Below are 16,894 nucleotides of genomic sequence, written 5' to 3'. Positions count from 1 at the left end.
CGCCGATCCGGCGCGAATGCCCGCTCAGAGGCCGGATCTGCGCTCGCGCGCGCCTCCGACGGCCTACCGTTGCACTATGGCGTCCACCGATACACCCGAACCCGCCCCCCAGGCCGACGGCGCGACCGCGCCCGCCGCCGACAGCACCGCCCCGGCCGCGCCGGCAGACGAGACCGCCCCCTCGCTGGTCTTCTCGGACCTGGGTCTCAGCGACCCCGTCCTCAAGGCCCTCAAGGAGGTCGGCTACGAGACGCCCTCGGCGATCCAGGCCGCGACGATCCCCTCCCTCCTGTCCGGCCGCGACGTCCTCGGCGTCGCGCAGACCGGCACCGGCAAGACCGCGGCGTTCGCGCTGCCGATCCTCTCCCGCCTCGACGTCTCGCAGAAGACCCCGCAGGCGCTCGTCCTCGCGCCGACCCGCGAGCTCGCGCTGCAGGTCTGCGAGGCGTTCGAGCGCTACGCGTCCGGTCTGCGCGGCGTGCACGTGCTCCCCGTCTACGGCGGCCAGGGCTACGGCACCCAGCTCTCCGCGCTCCGCCGCGGCGTCCACGTCGTCGTCGGCACGCCCGGCCGCATCATGGACCACCTCGAGAAGGGCACCCTCGACCTCACGCACCTGAAGTACCTGGTGCTCGACGAGGCCGACGAGATGCTCAAGATGGGCTTCGCCGAGGACGTCGAGACGATCCTCGCCGACACCCCGGTCGAGAAGCAGATCGCGCTGTTCTCGGCGACCATGCCGTCGCAGATCCGCCGCATCTCGCAGAAGTACCTGAAGGACCCGGAGGAGATCACGGTCAAGGCGAAGACCACGACCTCCGCCAACACCACCCAGCGCTACCTGATGGTGTCGTACCCGCAGAAGGTCGATGCGCTGACCCGCATCCTCGAGGTCGAGAACTTCGAGGGCATGATCGTCTTCGTCCGCACCAAGAGCGAGACCGAGACGCTCGCCGAGAAGCTGCGCGCCCGCGGCTACACGGCCGCCGCGATCAGCGGCGACGTCGCGCAGGCTCAGCGCGAGCGCACCGTCGAGCAGCTGAAGTCGGGCAAGCTCGACATCCTCGTCGCGACCGACGTCGCGGCCCGCGGTCTCGACGTCGACCGGATCAGCCACGTCGTCAACTACGACATCCCGATCGACACCGAGTCCTACGTGCACCGCATCGGCCGCACCGGCCGGGCCGGCCGCAGCGGTGCCGCGATCAGCTTCGTGACCCCGCGCGAGCGCCGCCTCCTCTCCGCCATCGAGAAGGCGACCCGCCAGCCGCTGACCGAGATGCGCCTCCCGAGCGTCGAGGACGTCAACGTCACGCGCCTCTCCCGCTTCGACGACGCCATCACCACGGCGCTGGCCGACCGCGAGCGGCTCGACCGGTTCCGCGACATCATCGGCCACTACGTCGAGCACCACGACGTCGTCGAGTCGGACGTCGCCGCCGCGCTGGCGATCGTCGCCCAGGGCGACGAGCCGCTGCTGCTCTCGCCGGACGACCCTCGCTTCCGCCGCGAGGACAGCCGCGGCGACCGCCCCGAGCGCTCCGACCGGTCCTCGTACGACAACGACCGCGAGCGTCCCGAGCGCCGCCAGCGCTCGTCGAACAGCAACCTCGCGTCCTACCGGATCGAGGTGGGCCGCCGTCAGCGCGTCGAGCCCCGCCAGATCGTCGGCGCGCTCGCGAACGAGGGCGGCCTCAACCGCGGCGACTTCGGGCACATCGACATCCGCCCGGACTTCTCGATCGTCGAGCTGCCGGCCGACCTGCCCCAGGACGTGCTCGACCGCCTCGCCGGCACCCGTATCAGCGGCCAGCTGATCGAGCTCAAGCCCGACCGCCGCCCCAGCCGCGCCGGCGCCGACCGCGGCGCTCGCCCCTCGGGCCCGTCCCGCTCCTCGGAGCGTCCGGAGCGCAAGCCCCGCTACTGAGCCCAGCCCCCTCCCCTCCGCGAGATGCCACTTGTGCACGCCTTTCACGGCGTGTCGCGTACACAAGTGGCATCTCGCGGAGGTGGTTAAGGCGTCAGAGGATGTCGGCGTCGGCCAGTGCCTCGGGGCGGAGCAGCTTCCGTGCGCCGAGGATCTCGACGCCGATGAGGTGCCCGGCGGCGTCGAAGTCGAGGATGATCTCGCCGAACCCGTGCGGGTCATAGATCTGGTCGATCTGAGCGACTGACTCCCCGGCTTGGGGCTCGCGTCCGACGGGAAGGTATGCGGCGTTCACTTCTGGATCGAAGCGAATTCTCATACGCCTCCCCCTCCTCCACCACCACCCGGCTTCGTCACGGTGATGATCTTGCCTGTCTTGTCGTTGACGACGACCCTAATGTTGTTCGCGCTGAAGACGGAAGTGCCCTTGTCCTTTCCCGCAGTGCGAGTGCCTTCCTGAAGAGCGATGCGGACCAGATTCTCTCGGATATTGCGTTCCGCGATCTGCTGCAGGGCGTGCTTCGAGAAGAAGCCCACCAGTCGGAGCGCTGGGATCCACCACGGGTCGGCGACGACCGGGTAGCTCGCGCCCCGGTGCTCGACGATCTGGACGAGCGTCGTCCCCTCGATCTCGAAGTGGGTCGGCACGGAGGCGCCGTCGGCGTCCTCCGCCCAGGGCACATTGACCAGCGCGGTGAGCTCCCCCTCGGCGTCCAGGGCGGAGACGCTCCCGTCCTCGTTCTTCTCGAGTGTGCTGCCGACAGGGAGTCCGAGTTCGTAGGCGTAGCGATCCGGAGCGGCAGCGCTCTCGATGACCGTCGCGATCTTCATCTGGCCGTCGTCCTTGACGAGCGGAACGCTGGAGTAGCCGTCGTCCGTGTCGTACTCGAGAACGCCGTCTGCGATCAGGCGCGCATCGTGTGCGGTGTCCGCCTCCGGGATTCCGATCGTGGCCGTCCCGGACCCGGTATGCACGGTGATCCCGTCATTCGGATCCAAGGGCAGGAGAGCGCGGGTGTCGTCGCTCCCTGCCTCATCCGGAGGAAGTGCGAGCAGCTCCGGTGCGATCTCGTGGATCGCCTCGATCGACGAGGTCTCCGCCTCGGCGACGGTGGGCGGTTGAGGGGTGAAGCCCGTCGTCACAGCGACTGCTGTGAGCGCGGCGATGATTCTCAGTGTGGTTGGCACCATTGCTCCCGACATCTGGTGAAGGACGCAGAATCAGGCGCACTCGGGTCGACGAGCGTCAGGCCGTTGATGGCGGAGGACAGCGATTCGCAACGCCGGACGCGGTCCGAGGACGCACTTCCTGCGATGAAGAGGCACTCTCTCCATGGGTCAGAAAATTAGGCAGCGCCGTCCCGGCACTCAACTTTCTGGCGGCGTCGAGAGATTGCTGGCAGAAAGAGTGTTCTCAGAGGGGTTCAGCGCTTCGATCGAGCAGGAAGTCGCGTGCGGCAGATTGCTCGACTCATCCGCAAAGAGCGTGGAGCGGTCGGCGCCCGCTCCCCGTGAGATGCCACTTAGGTACGCGTTTCGCGGCGTGTCGTGTACGCAAGTGGCATCTCGCGGAGAGGGAGAGGACGCGCGGGTCAGCGGCGGAGGACTCGGCGGGCCAGGACGTTGCCGAGCAGCTGGACGAGCTGGACGATCACGATGATGACGAGCACGGCCGCCCAGGTGACGACGGGCTCGAACTGGCGGTAGCCGTACTGGATCGCGAAGGTGCCGAGGCCGCCGGCGCCGATGTAGCCGGCGACGGCGGACATGTCGATGATCGCGACGAAGACGAAGGTGTAGCCGAGGATCAGCGGTCCGAGCGCCTCGGGCAGCAGGACCGTGCGGACGATCCGGAAGCGGCTCGCGCCGACCGAGCGGGCGGCCTCGATCACGCCGGGCTGCACGGTCAGCAGGTTCTGCTCGACGATGCGCCCGATGCCGAAGGCCGCGGCGAGCGAGAGGGTGAAGACGATCGCGTCGGTGCCGATGCCCGTGCCGACCACCAGGCGCGCGAGCGGCTGGGCCGCGGCGATGAAGATGATGAACGGGATCGGCCGGAAGACGTTGACGACCACGTTCAGCAGGCCGAAGACGAAGCGGTTGGCGTAGAGCGCGCCGCCGCGGGTGACGGCGAGTCCGAGCCCGATCAGCAGGCCGCCGATCCCGCCGAAGAGCAGGCTGAGGGCCACGATGTAGAGGGTCTCGCCGGTCGCCTCGGCGAGCTGGGGCAGCAGGGGGATGAGCTCGTTCATCGGGGCACCTCCGTGAGGGCGACGCGGGCGCCGAGGCGGGCCAGCAGGGGGTCGATCACGGCGTCGGACGCGTCGAGCGCGACGGTGAGGTGGCCGAAGGCGCGGCCGCGGACGTCGGTGATGCCGCCGTAGACGAGCTCCAGCGGGACGCCGGCCTGCGCGATCTCGGCGAAGACGTCGCCCTGCGAGGCGGAGCCGTCGGAGAAGGACAGCGTGACGAGGCGGCCGGGGTGGCGCGCGCGCAGCACCGCCGCCTCCTCCCGCGAGGGCACCGTGCGCACGACCGTGGAGACGAAGCGGCGGGTGACCGCCTCCCGCGGGGCCGAGAAGACGTCGAAGACGGGGCCGCGCTCGACGATGCGGCCCGCCTCCATCACGGCGACCTTCGTCGCGAGCTGCTGGACGACGTCCATCTCGTGCGTGATGACGACGATGGTGACGCCGAGCTCCTCGTTGATCCGGCGCAGGAGCGCGAGCACCTCGCCGGTGGTGTCCGGGTCGAGGGCGCTGGTGGCCTCGTCGGCGAGGAGGATGCGGGGCGAGGCGGCGAGGGCGCGGGCGATGCCGACCCGCTGCTTCTGGCCGCCGGAGAGCTGCTCCGGGTGGCTGCGGGCCTTGTCCGAGAGGCCGACGAAGCGGAGCATCTCGTCGACGCGGGCGCGCAGCTCGGCACGCGGCGTGCCGGCGACCTGCAGCGGGTAGGCGACGTTCTGCTCGACGGTCTTGGAGCCGAAGAGGTTGAACTGCTGGAAGATCATGCCGATCCCGAGCCGCAGCCGGCGCAGCTCCCGCTCGGGCAGGCCGACGATCTCGCGGCCGTCGATCTGGATGCTGCCGCCGGTGGCGGGCTCGAGGGCGTTGATCAGGCGCGCGAGCGTGCTCTTGCCGGCTCCGGAGTAGCCGATCACGCCGTAGACGTCGCCGGCCTCGATGTCGAGGCTGACGCCGTCCACGGCGGTCAGGGCGGACGCGCCGCGCGCGAGCGGCGGGTAGACCTTGCTCACGTCGGCGAGGCGGATGAGCGGCACGGCGCTTCCTTCACTGCTGGATCGGGCACTGCTGGGGTCGGGCACTGCGGGGGTCGGGCACTGCTGCGCCGCGGGGTCGTAGCGGGGGAGGGGCGGGTCAGCCCTGGGCGGAGGCGTCGGCCTCGACGGTGGCGAGCGTCGACTGCAGCTCGGCGGCGGGGGTCGTCGCGAAGACGGCGGTGCCGCCCGACTGCTCGGAGACGCCGTCGAGCACGTCCTGCGAGGTCTGGTAGACGTCGACGAGCTTCAGGTAGGTCTCGTTCTCGGCGTCGTCCGCGCGGGCGGCGAACACGTTGACGTAGGGCACCGCGGTCGGGTCGCTCGGGTCGTCCTGCGCGAGGGCGTCGGTGGCCTCGAGGCCCGCGCCCGCGAGGTAGTCGTTGTTGACGACCGCGGCGGCGACGTCCGGGAGCGACGTCGGCACGAGCGCTGCGTCGAGCGCGGTGACGGTGACCTTCGAGGCGCCGGTGTCGATGTCGTCGAGGCCGGAGAAGGCGGTGCCGCCGTCCGTCAGCTCGATCAGGCCGGCCGACTGGAGGACGAGGAGTGCGCGGGCCTGGTTGGTCACGTCGTTCGGGACGGCGACGCTCTCGCCCTCGGGGATGTCCTCGACGCTGTCGTACTGGGTCGAGTAGAGGCCGAGCGGGTAGATCGCGGTCGCGCCGATCGGCACGAGGTCGGCGCCGGCGGAGGTGTTGTACTGCGCCAGGTAGACCAGGTGCTGGAACTGGTTGAGGTCGATCTCGCCCTCGGTCAGCGCGGGGTTGAGCTGGTTGTAGTCGGTGAAGTCGACGATCTCGACGTCGATGCCCGCGTCCTCGGCGGCCTGCTCGTAGGTCGCCCAGTAGGGGTCGCCCGCGCCGACCACGCCGATGCGGACGGTGTCGTCGCTCGCGCCGGCGGCGGACGAGCAGCCGGCGAGGAGGAGGGCGGAGGCGGCGATCGCGGTGGTCGCGAGGAGAGTGCGGCGCAGGGACATGCGGTGGATCCTTCCGTGGAGAGGATCCGGGCGGCGTCCACGGGCGGTGCTGGTCACCGCCGGCGCTGCGACCGGCCTCCGGTCGCACGACGCCGCGACTGCGCGGATCCCGGAGACCACCGTACGCAGGGCGCCACCGGGCGCGCGAAACACGCCCGTAACACGGCGACTTCCGCGGGGGAGGGAGAGCGGGGGAGGAGGGTCAGCCGGCGAGGGCCTGGTCGCCCGACTCCGCCGCGAGGGCCTCGTGCTTGGCCAGGCGCGCGGCGATCGCGTCGCGCTCGGCCCGGAGGGAGGCGATCGTCGGCTGGTCCAGGCGCGGGTCGGCGAGGTCCGCGAACGGGCTCGAGGTGCCGGTGCGGGCCGAGACGAGCGCCGAGTAGGCCTTCGTCGCGGCGCGGAGCTCGGACGCGGCACGCGCGACCTTGCTCGGCTTCGACGACTTGTCGCCGACGAGGCCGGCGTGCTTGTCGAGGGCTGCTACCAGGGCGCGATGCGCCGCGTCAATCTTCTTGCTCATCCAGGAAGTATGGCGCAGGATCGCCTCACGAGGCGAAGCCCCCGAAGCGCCCCCGCCGACCCCCTCCGCGAGATGCCACTTGTGCGCGGATTCTGCGGCGTGTCGTGCTCACAAGTGGCATCTCGCGGGGTGCGACGGGGCGCGCGGGCGTCAGGGCGTCGGGGTCAGGGTCCAGGCGCCGTCGGTGCGGATCGCGACCACGCCGGGCAGGGCGGCGTCGACGACGCGGGCGAACGCGGTGGTGTCGCCGAAGGTCTGCCGGGTGCCGCCGGTGCCGAGGACGCGGCCGGAGAGCGAGTCCTCGCTGCTCGCCGGGCCGTAGGCGACGTCGAGGCTGTCGACGTCGTCCGAGAACGCGAGCACCGCGGATCCGCTGCCCGACTGCTCGCCGGAGACCTCGGGCAGGTCGTTCCAGCTCTGCAGCGTGAGCGTCCAGTGACCGGCGGTCCGCACGAGGAGCGACTGGTCGACGGGGTCGGTCGCGACGGTCTCGAGGAGCCACGACGACTGCGTCCCCGCCGCGGCCTCGCCCACCGGAGTGCTGCGCCCGGGCGCCGACACGGTGACGGTCCCGGAGCAGGCCGAGCAGTCGAGCGCGACGACCACCGCGAAGTCGCCCTGCCGCTGATAGGAGACGTCGACGGTCCCCGCGGCGGAGACACTCGCCGAGGTGCCGTCCGCCACACCACCGGCACCGACCGCCGCCGGCCCGGACTCCGCCTCGACGCAGCCGCCCAGCAGCAGCGCGACGACCGCGACGGCCGCCGCAGAACTCCCTCGTCGGCGCATCGCCCCAGCCTGGCACTGCGCGCTGCGCCGGTGTTCGGCGCCGTACGCTCTCGCAACCGTTCGACACTCGACTCGCTTATCGGGTGGGAGAAGGAAGAGAACGGAGGATCACTCAATGTCCCAGCAGGCTGCTGGGAAATCTCCTCAGCGGAAATCAGCGCGGTGACTTCCGGCGTCAGACCGGGCCGGTGCCGCGCTGCACGGGGGTGGACTCGGAGCGGTTGGCGGCGCTCGTCGAGACGGCGGCGAGGACGCGCTGGACCTCGAGGGCGTCGGCGAAGGTCGGGGTGGCGGGGGTGCCGGCGGCGATCGCCTCGACGAGGTCGACGACCTGGTGGCTGAAGAGGTGCTCGTAGCCGATGCCGTGGCCGGCGGGCCACCAGGCCGACATGTACGGGTGCGAGGGCTCGGTGACCTGGATGGTGCGGAAGCCCTGGGCGTCCTCGGGGTCGCGGGCGTCGTAGTACTCGAGCTCGTTCATCCGCTCGAAGTCGAAGGCGATGCTGCCGGTCTCGCCGTTGATCTCGATGCGGTTGGCGTTCTTGCGGCCGGTGGCGACGCGGGTCGCCTCGAAGACGCCGAGGGCGCCGCCCTCGAAGGAGGCGGTGAAGGCGGCGGCGTCGTCGACGGTCACGGGGCCGCGCGCGGCGCCCTCCTCCGCGCGGCCGCCGAGGCCCGACTGCGTGGCGAGCACGGGGCGCTCGGTGGTGAAGGTGCGCAGGACGGCAGAGACCGAGGCGATCGGAGTGCCGGTCAGCCACTGCGCGCTGTCGATGATGTGCGCGCCGATGTCGCCGAGCGCGCCCGAGCCGGCCTTCGCGGCGTCGAGGCGCCAGGTCAGCGGGGCCTCGGAGTCGCTGAGCCAGTCCTGCAGGTACTGGGCGCGGACGTGCCGGATCGCGCCGAGCCGGCCCTCGTCGACGAAGCGCTTGGCCAGCGCGAGCGCCGGGGTGCGGCGGTAGCTGAAGCCGCACATCGCGACGCGGCCCGAGGCGGCGGCCGCGGCGACCATCCGCTCGGCCTCCTCGACGGAGTTGGCCAGCGGCTTCTCGCAGAGGACGTGCTTGCCGGCCTCGAGGGCGGCGATCGCGATCTCGGCGTGAGTGTCGCCGGGGGTGCAGATGTCGACGAGGTCGATGTCGTCGCGCGCGATCACCGCGCGCCAGTCGGTCGAGGACTCGCTCCAGCCCAGGGTCTCGGCGCGCTCGGCGGTCCGCTGCGGGTCGGTGCCCACCAGGACGGCCAGCTCGGGGCGCAGCGGCAGCGGGAAGAAGCGGGGGGCGGTGCGCCAGGCGTGCGAGTGGGTGCGGCCCATGAAGGCGGTCCCCACCATTGCGACGCGCAGTGCTCGGTCGTTCGACATCGTCGTCCTTTCGTCGGCGGGTCGACCCTCCCATGCCCGCGCTCGGCTCCGCCAGCTCTTTCTGCTGAGCGGGAGGGCACCGGCGGAGGGCTCGGAAGGCCGCAGGTCACGATCCGGTTGCGGCCCGGACGGGATTCATAGGGTCGGAGAGCGCTCTATAACGAGACTCCATGTCCAGACGCGCCGCACAACGCGCCGTCAGATGTCGCCTAAACCCGCGGATCCCAGGGCTGGCGCGAGCGACGGAAGCGTTTCGACGCGCTGGACGACCGCCGGGATCTCCTTCGAAACGACTCAGAACTTTTGGTTGACCCGCGACTTAAGTCGCTGTAGCTTCATCCGCATGGTCAACGCAGACCCCGGCGACACCGCCGCCCAGCCTCTTTCCCGCACCCAGGACACCGCGTCAGAACTGCTTCTGCAGATGCGCGGGATCGTCAAAGTCTTCCCCGGAGCACGAGCCCTCGACGGCGTCGACCTCGACGTCCGCCCGGGCGAGGTGCACTGCCTCCTCGGCCAGAACGGCGCCGGCAAGTCCACGCTGATCAAGACGCTCGCCGGGGCCCACCAGCCCACCGAGGGCGAGATCCTCGTGGACGGGAAGGTCGTCACGATCCCCTCGCCGACGGCCGCGCTCGCGCTCGGCATCGCCACGATGTACCAGGAGCTGGACGTCGTCGACGGCCTCTCCGTCGCCGAGAACATCTACCTCGGCCACGAGCTCTCCCGCGGCGGCTTCACCGCCCGCTCCAAGGCCGCGAGGATCACCCGCGAGCTGATGCAGCGCCTCGGCCACCCCGAGATCGCTCCGCACCGCGAGGTCGGCAGCCTCTCCGCCGCCGGCAAGCAGATCGTGCAGATGGCGCGGGCCCTCTCGCACGATGCGCGGGTCATCATCATGGACGAGCCCTCCGCGGTGCTCGACTCCGAGGAGGTGGAGAACCTCTTCCACGTGGTCCGCCAGCTCACCGCCGACGGCGTCGCCATCGTCTACATCTCGCACCGCCTCGAGGAGATCCGCGCCATCGGCGATCGGATCACCGTCATCAAGGACGGCGCGACGGTCGCGAAGAACCTCGCCGTCGCCGACACCCCGACCTCGAAGCTGATCACGCTGATGACCGGCCGCGCGGTGGAGTACGTCTTCCCGGACCGCACCGAGCTCCCGACCGAGGCCGAGACGCTGCTGAAGGTGGAGAACCTGGGGCTGCGCGGCTCGTTCGCCGACGTCTCGCTCGAGATCCGCGCCGGCGAGGTCGTCGGCCTCGCGGGGCTGGTCGGCTCCGGCCGCTCCGAGATCCTGGAGACCATCTACGGGGCCCGCCGCGCCAGCACCGGCACGGTCAGCGTCGCGGGCAAGCGGCTGCGGGCCGGCTCGGTCACCTCCGCCGTCGACGCCGGCATCGGCCTCTGCCCGGAGGAGCGCAAGAGCCAGGGCCTGCTCCTGGACGAGCCGGTCTACCGCAACATCACCCTCTCGACCTTCGACCGTTTCGCCAAGCGCGGCTTCCTCGACGAGCGCTCCGAGCGTGCGGCGGCGGCCGAACAGGCGGTGGCGCTCGACCTCCGCCCGCACGGCGTCGACCGCGACGCCCGCACGCTCTCCGGCGGCAACCAGCAGAAGGCGCTCCTCGCCCGCTGGCTGGTGCGCGGCTGCCGCGTGCTGCTCCTCGACGAGCCGACCCGCGGGGTCGACGTCGGAGCGCGGGCCGAGATCTACACCCTGATCCGGGACCTCGCGACCAACGGCGCCGCCGTGCTCGTGGTCTCCAGCGAGATCGGCGAGGTCCTCGGGCTCTCGGACCGAGTGCTCGTGATCTCCGACGGCGCCGTGGTCCACGAGGGCCCCGCCGATTCGATCGACGAGCACCGCGTGCTCGATCTCGTCATGGAAGGAAGTGCAGCGTGAGCGGACAGCTCGACACCGCGTCACCGTCGATCGGCGGTCCGCAGGAGGACGCCGGCCGTCACGCCTCGGCCGCGACCGGAGGGCCGAGCGGCGGGAGTCCGTCCAAGGACGCCCGCTCCGGGCTCGCCGGGATGATGGGCGGCTCGCTCGGCCGGAACATCGGCCTGGTGCTCGCGCTGGTCATCCTCTGCATCGTCGGGTTCGCCACCGCGGGGGAGCGCTTCGCCAGCGTCGACAACGTGCTGACGATCCTCCGCCTGGCCGCCGTGATCGGCGTGCTCAGCATCGGCATGACCTTCGTCATCACCTCGGGCGGCATCGACCTCTCGGTCGGCTCGGTGATGGGGCTCGCGACGGTCTGGGCGAGCACGGTCTCGACGCAGTACTACGCGGCGAACACCTCCTGGCTGGTGATCGTGCTCACCGCGGTGCTGGTGGGCCTCGTCTGCGGGCTGATCAACGGGGCGCTGATCGCCTACGGCCGCGTGGTCGCCTTCATGGCGACGCTCGCGATGCTCGTCGCGGCCCGCGGCTTCGCGGAGCTGATCTCGAACCGGCAGACGCAGATCGTCACCGTCGACCCGTTCCTCGACTTCTTCCGCGCCGACGTGCTCGGCATCCCGGTCCTCGTGCTGATCTTCGCGCTGGTCGCGGTGGCCGGCTGGATCCTGCTCAACCGCACCACCTTCGGCCGCCGCACCGTCGCGGTCGGAGGCAACCCGGAGGCGGCCCGCCTCGCCGGCATCAAGGTCCGCCGGCACACCATGTACGTCTACGGCCTCGCCGGCCTGACCGCGGGCATCGCCGCGGTGATGATGCTCGCCCGCACCACCGCCGGCTCCTCGACCAACGGCACGCTCTACGAGCTCGACGCCATCGCGGCGGTCGTGGTCGGCGGCACGCTGCTCGCCGGCGGCCGCGGCACGATCGTCGGCACCGTGTTCGGCGTCCTGATCTTCACGACCCTCACCAACGTCTTCACGCAGAACAACATGTCGACCTCGGCCCAGGCCGTGGCGAAGGGCGCGATCATCGTCGCCGCCGTCCTGCTGCAGCAGCGCTTCGCCGCCCGCGGCAAGTCCTGACCCGAGGGGCCGCCGGCCCCACCTCTTCCCGGGGCGCTCGCCCCTTTCCCAGCACCAGCAGCATCCACCTCGACCACTCCGGTCACCCTCCGCAGGCACCGCTGTGCCCTGCGGCCCCTCATGGATCCATCGAAGGAGATCACTTCCATGTCCGTTCGCCACCCCTCCGGCTCCCGCCTCGGCCGCACCGCCCGACTGGGCCGCACCGCCCGCCTGGGCACCGCCGGCTTCGCCTTCGGCGCCGTCGCGCTGATGCTCACCGGCTGCATCTCCAACGCCCCCGTCGAGACCGGGAACGCCTCCGGCGGCGGCACCACCGCCGCGGTCGCCGCCTCCGACAACGACGCTTCGGGCGACACCGTGGTGATCGGCTTCACCGCTCCCGCCGCCGACCACGGCTGGATGGGCGCCGTCAGCCGCGCGGCCATCGCCGAGGCCGAGAAGTACGACGACGTGGAGCTGCGCACCGCGGAGGGCACCAACGACGTGAACCTGCAGATCAGCCAGGTCGAGACCTTCATCAACGACGGCGTCGACGCGATCGTGCTGCTGCCGATCGACGGCGCGGCGCTGACCGAGGTCGCGACCGAGGCGATGGAGGCGGGCATCACCGTCATCAACGTCGACCGCGAGTTCTCCAGCCCGTTCGCCGCCCGCTCGACGGTGCTCGGCGACAACTACGGCATGGGCGTCAGCGCCGGCACCTACCTCTGCGAGCAGCTCGGCGACAACCCGGACGCGGTCGTGGCCGAGATCGCCGGCATCGACTCGCTGCCGCTGACCCAGGACCGCAGCCAGGGCTTCGCCGACGCGCTCTCGGGCTGCGGACTCGACGTGGACAACCGCGTCGCCGCCGACTTCACCGTCCAGGGCGGCGAGCAGGCCGCGGCCAACCTCCTCCAGGCGGCGCCGCAGATCGACGCGATCTGGAACCACGACGACGACCAGGGCGTCGGCGTCCTCGCCGCGATCGACACCGCGGGCCGCGACGAGTTCATCCTCGTCGGCGGCGCCGGCTCGGCGAACGTGATGCGCTCGATCGAGGCCGACGACTCCGTGGTCAAGGCCACGGTCGTCTACCCCTCGACCCAGGCCGCGGACGGCATCAAGCTCGCCCGCCTCATCGAGCAGAACAAGTCGATGAGCGACACCACCTCGCTCGGCGTCCCGCGCCAGATCCAGCTCTTCGCGCCGGTCGTCACCAAGGACAACGTCGCCGAGTACCTGCCCTCGGCCTTCGAGTCCTGATCCGCTGATCCGGCCGGACCACTGATCCGACCGGCCCACTGACCCGCCGGCGCGGGGGAGACCCCGCGCCGGCCCGGACCAGCCGGAACCGCTCCCTACTTATTAAGAGGAGCGACCGGCGCCACGACAGCATCCCGCGAGAGGAGGCGACGACGAAGACATCGGCCCGCGGGCCGACCAGAGGAGACCGGATCCGCACGTCGTGCGGACAGAGACGGATCCGGCCTCTGCGATGAACACCTCGTTGAAGGAATCACATCACGCATGAATGGTAAGCGATCCACGAAGAGAAGCATCAGGTCTCTCTTCGCCCTCGGCATCGCCGGAATGGTGACGGTCTCCGGACTCACCGCTCTCGGCCTGCCCGCCTCGGCCCACGACGGAGTGGACCACGGCTCGGAGCCGGGCGCGGAGTCCGCGCTCGACTGGAGCAACTACGAGAAGGTGCTGCTGACGAAGAACGTCGGCGAACCGATCGACCTCGCCGTCCTCCCGGACAAGTCGGTCCTCCACACGGCACGGAACGGCGAGATCCGCCACACCGATCCGAAGACCGGCACCACGCGCGTCGTGGCCACGATCCCCGTCTACCAGAACTCGGAGGACGGACTCCAGGGCGTCGGCGTCGACCCCGACTTCGCCGAGAACCAGTGGGTCTACCTGGTCTACGCGCCCCAGAGCGGCACACCGACCGGTGCGGCCCCGAACATGCTCCCCGCGGGTGAGGACGAGAGCTACTGGGACCAGTGGAAGGGCGTCAACCGCCTCTCCCGGTTCAAGTGGACCGGCTCGGGACTCGACCTGGCGAGCGAGCAGAAGATCATCGAGGTCGAGGCGCAGCGCGGGCAGTGCTGCCACGTGGGCGCCGACTTCGACTGGGACGCCGACGGCAACCTGTACCTCTCGACCGGCGACAACACGCCGGCGAGCGCTCCGGGGGCCGCGGGCTTCGCGCCGAACAACGACGCGCCCGGCATGAACCCCGGCTTCGACTCGCGTCGCGGTGCGGGCAACACGAACGACCTGCGCGGCAAGATCCTCCGGATCACGGTCCAGGAGGACGGCTCGTACACGATCCCCGAGGGCAACCTCTTCCCGGTGGGCACCGAGAAGACCCGCCCCGAGATCTTCGTGATGGGCGTGCGCAACCCGTTCAAGATCGACGTGGACGCGGAGACGAACACCCTCTCCTGGGGCGACTACGGTCCCGACGCGACGAAGGCCGCGGCGGCCGACGGCGTGCGCGGCCCGATGGGTCTCGTCGAGTGGAACGCGACCGGTCTCGACCAGCCGCAGAACTCGGGCTGGCCCTACGTGCACGGCCCGAACCTGCCGTACAACGAGTGGAACTTCGAGACGGCGACGCCCCGCGGCTTCTTCGACCCGCAGAACCTGAAGAACAACTCGCGCTGGAACACCGGCCTCGTGGACATCCCTGCGGCCACGCCGGCGACCGTCTACTACGGCGACAACCCGGGCGACCAGCCGTTCGACGAGCTCGTGAACTTCGGCACCGGCACCGGCCAGGGCCCGATGGGCGGACCGGTGTACCACTTCGACGAGGAGAACACCTCGACGTCGAAGTTCCCGGCCTACTGGAACGAGAAGACCTTCTTCGGCGAGTTCTCGCAGGACTACATCGCGGCGTTCACGCTCGATGACGACCGCGCGGTCACGCACATCGAGGACTTCCTGCCCAACACGGCGCTGAGCTCGCGCAACCAGCCGATCCACGACAACCCCATGGACATGGAGTTCGGCCCCGACGGGTCGATGTACGTGCTCGAGTACGGCGACGGCTTCTTCCGCGCCAACCCCGACGCCGGCCTGTACCGGATCGACTACGCCGAGGGCAACAAGGCCCCCCAGGCGCGCTTCACCGCGACGCCGCTGTCCGCCTCCGAGACGCCGCTCGAGGTGACGTTCGACGCCACGGGATCCTCCGACCCCGAGGGCGACGCGCTCACCTACGACTGGGACTTCGACGGCAACGGCACCTTCGACGCCACGGGCGTCACCGTGAAGAACACCTACACCGAGCTCGGCCAGTTCACGGCCCGCCTGCGCGTCACCGACGCCAAGGGCAAGTTCAGCCTCACCTCCCGGGTCATCTCGGTGGGCAACCAGGCGCCGCAGATCGAGATCACGACGCCCGGCAACGGCTCGTTCTTCGAGTGGGGCGACGCGATCCCCTACCGGGTGACCGGCCGTGACGCGGAGGACGGCGACCAGATCGTCGGCAGCCGCGTGGCGTGGACCTACGGTCTCGGCCACGACGAGCACGCCCACCCCGAGGTCACCGGCACCGGTGCCACGGGAGCGTTCCCGACGTCCGCCGACTCGCCCGAGCACGGCCCCGGCGCGCTGCTCTACGGCACCGTCGTCGTGACCTACACGGACGCCGGCTACAACGGACTGCCCCCGGCCGCGGCCGAGGCGACGCTGCGGCTGAACCCGAAGACGCAGGAGGCGGAGCACGCCGCCCGCGAGGGCGTCCTGCCCTACGCGGACACCACCGCCAGCGGCGGCAACGCGGTCAGCGGACTCGGTGCGGGATCCTTCCTGCGCTGGGACCCGGTGAACCTCGCCAACCTGACCGGCGTCGTGGTCCGCGCCACCGGCGAGGGCACCGTCGACCTCCGCTGGAACGCCGCCGACGCGGCGCCCTTCGGGACGGCGACCATCCCGGCCGGCGCCGGCTGGCAGGACGTCCTCGTGCCGTTCTCCGGCCAGCCGACCGGCACCGGCTCGCTCTACGTGACCTCGCCCTCCGGCCTGTCGCTCGACTCCCTCACCTTCCAGGGTGCGGGGGCCGGCGACGCGACGGCGCCGACCGTCAGCGCCACGCTCGACCCCGCAGCGCCCACCGGCGTCGGCGGCGTCTACAACCGCGCGGTGAACCTGAACCTGGCGGCGGCCGACAACGGCGCGCTCGCCAGCGTGCAGTACTCGGTCGACAACGGGACGACGTGGACCACGGTCCGCGCCGCGAACGGCGCCTACTCGGTGCCCTTCACCACCGACGGCGCCCGCACGGTGCAGTACCGCGCCACCGACACCGGCGGCAACGTCTCCGCGGTCGGCACGGTCTCGTTCACGATCGACCTCGCCGCGGCGAACGCGCCGACCGTCGACTCGACCACGACCGTGGCGCTCGGCGCCCCTCGCGTGACCTTCGGCGCTCCCGGATCGGCGACGGTCACCGTCTCCGGCCAGGGCGGCACCCCCGGCGGCGAGGTCGTCCTCTACGAGGGCGACACCGAGATCGGCCGCAGCGCCCTCGAGGGCGGGAAGGCGACCATCGCCCTGCCGCAGACCCTCGAGGCCGGGACGCACACCTTCCGCGCGGCCTACGGAGCGGACGGGACCTTCAAGGCCTCGGCCGGCACCGCCCGCCTGATCGTGTCGAAGGCCGACTCCGTGCTCACCGCGACCGTCTCGCCGAACCCGGTCAAGCCGGGCGCCAGCGCGCAGGTCTCGGTCGAGGCGACGACGTCCACCGGCGTCGCCGGGACCGGCCAGGTCACCGTGATGGTGAAGAGGAACCTCTCCACCGTGGCGATGCTCACCGGGACCCTCGACGAGAACGGGAAGGTCGTCGTGACCCTGCCGAAGCTCGCCGCGGGCAGCTACAAGCTGACCGTCACCCACACCGCCACGGCGAACACCAACGCCGCGTCCAGCCTGCTGAACCTCACCGTCCAGCAGTAGCCGCGGCGGGACCGGCCGGCTCGCGCCGAGAGCCCGGGCCGGCCGGTCCCCCCCTGATCCATCTGCATGTTCCGTTTCGAAGG

Annotated in this window: 13 protein-coding genes; 5 read left to right on the top strand and 8 right to left on the bottom strand. The window is 71.0% G+C overall.

The genetic code is table 11. The annotated features are described in order from the left end of the window. Positions 1 to 76: 76 nt before the first annotated feature. Positions 77 to 1,927 (top strand): DEAD/DEAH box helicase, encoded by a 1,851-nt coding sequence (locus MT351_RS02100; protein WP_123705713.1) that lies wholly within the window; start codon positions 77 to 79, stop codon positions 1,925 to 1,927. A 94-nt stretch (positions 1,928 to 2,021) separates the two neighbouring features. Here MT351_RS02100 and MT351_RS02095 read toward each other — a convergent pair whose 3' ends face one another. The 8 genes from MT351_RS02095 to MT351_RS02060 all read right to left on the bottom strand — a co-directional run bounded on the left by MT351_RS02095 (position 2,022) and on the right by MT351_RS02060 (position 8,858). Then, a complete protein-coding gene (locus MT351_RS02095; RefSeq protein ID WP_132435180.1) occupies positions 2,022 to 2,246 on the bottom strand; it encodes a DUF2283 domain-containing protein in 225 nt (74 codons plus the stop codon). Beyond that, complete coding sequence (locus tag MT351_RS20210) at positions 2,243 to 3,115, bottom strand: DUF4258 domain-containing protein (protein WP_243581108.1); 873 nt, start codon at positions 3,113 to 3,115, stop codon at positions 2,243 to 2,245. Before MT351_RS20210 ends, MT351_RS02095 begins: the two co-directional genes overlap by 4 nt. Positions 3,116 to 3,519: 404 nt before the next feature. Beyond that, a complete protein-coding gene (locus MT351_RS02085; protein ID WP_132435176.1) occupies positions 3,520 to 4,179 on the bottom strand; it encodes a methionine ABC transporter permease in 660 nt (219 codons plus the stop codon). Further along, positions 4,176 to 5,207 (bottom strand): methionine ABC transporter ATP-binding protein, encoded by a 1,032-nt coding sequence (locus MT351_RS02080; protein ID WP_132435174.1) that lies wholly within the window; start codon positions 5,205 to 5,207, stop codon positions 4,176 to 4,178. The genes MT351_RS02085 and MT351_RS02080 overlap by 4 nt, the downstream gene beginning before the upstream one ends. 97 nt (positions 5,208 to 5,304) lie before the next feature. Further along, positions 5,305 to 6,186, bottom strand: a complete 882-nt coding sequence (locus tag MT351_RS02075; protein ID WP_132435172.1) for a MetQ/NlpA family ABC transporter substrate-binding protein — start codon at positions 6,184 to 6,186, stop codon at positions 5,305 to 5,307. 202 nt (positions 6,187 to 6,388) lie between these two features. Continuing rightward, positions 6,389 to 6,706 (bottom strand): hypothetical protein, encoded by a 318-nt coding sequence (locus MT351_RS02070; RefSeq protein ID WP_123444613.1) that lies wholly within the window; start codon positions 6,704 to 6,706, stop codon positions 6,389 to 6,391. A gap of 150 nt (positions 6,707 to 6,856) precedes the next feature. Continuing rightward, positions 6,857 to 7,495, bottom strand: a complete 639-nt coding sequence (locus tag MT351_RS02065; protein WP_132435170.1) for a hypothetical protein — start codon at positions 7,493 to 7,495, stop codon at positions 6,857 to 6,859. Positions 7,496 to 7,670: 175 nt separating this feature from the next. Continuing rightward, entirely contained in the window at positions 7,671 to 8,858 is a 1,188-nt protein-coding gene (locus MT351_RS02060; RefSeq protein WP_132435168.1) for a Gfo/Idh/MocA family protein, read from the bottom strand. A 424-nt stretch (positions 8,859 to 9,282) separates the two neighbouring features. On the opposite strand from MT351_RS02060, the gene MT351_RS02055 reads away from it, so the two are divergent. From MT351_RS02055 to MT351_RS02040, 4 genes are all read left to right on the top strand, one after another. Continuing rightward, positions 9,283 to 10,767, top strand: a complete 1,485-nt coding sequence (locus MT351_RS02055) for a sugar ABC transporter ATP-binding protein (protein WP_243581137.1) — start codon at positions 9,283 to 9,285, stop codon at positions 10,765 to 10,767. A gap of 131 nt (positions 10,768 to 10,898) precedes the next feature. After that, on the top strand, positions 10,899 to 11,852 hold the full coding sequence (locus MT351_RS02050) for an ABC transporter permease (protein WP_123445318.1): 954 nt from the start codon (positions 10,899 to 10,901) through the stop codon (positions 11,850 to 11,852). Between the two features lie 147 nt (positions 11,853 to 11,999). Beyond that, on the top strand, positions 12,000 to 13,100 hold the full coding sequence (locus MT351_RS02045) for a substrate-binding domain-containing protein (protein WP_132435166.1): 1,101 nt from the start codon (positions 12,000 to 12,002) through the stop codon (positions 13,098 to 13,100). Positions 13,101 to 13,364: 264 nt separating this feature from the next. Next, positions 13,365 to 16,811, top strand: coding sequence for a PQQ-dependent sugar dehydrogenase (locus tag MT351_RS02040; RefSeq protein ID WP_243581107.1), 3,447 nt, complete (start codon positions 13,365 to 13,367; stop codon positions 16,809 to 16,811). Positions 16,812 to 16,894 lie beyond the last annotated feature (83 nt).

It is taken from the genome of Rathayibacter sp. VKM Ac-2926 (assembly GCF_022815565.1).
Lineage (GTDB): Bacteria > Actinomycetota > Actinomycetes > Actinomycetales > Microbacteriaceae > Rathayibacter > Rathayibacter festucae.
This window is presented reverse-complemented; position numbering and strand designations above follow the sequence as displayed.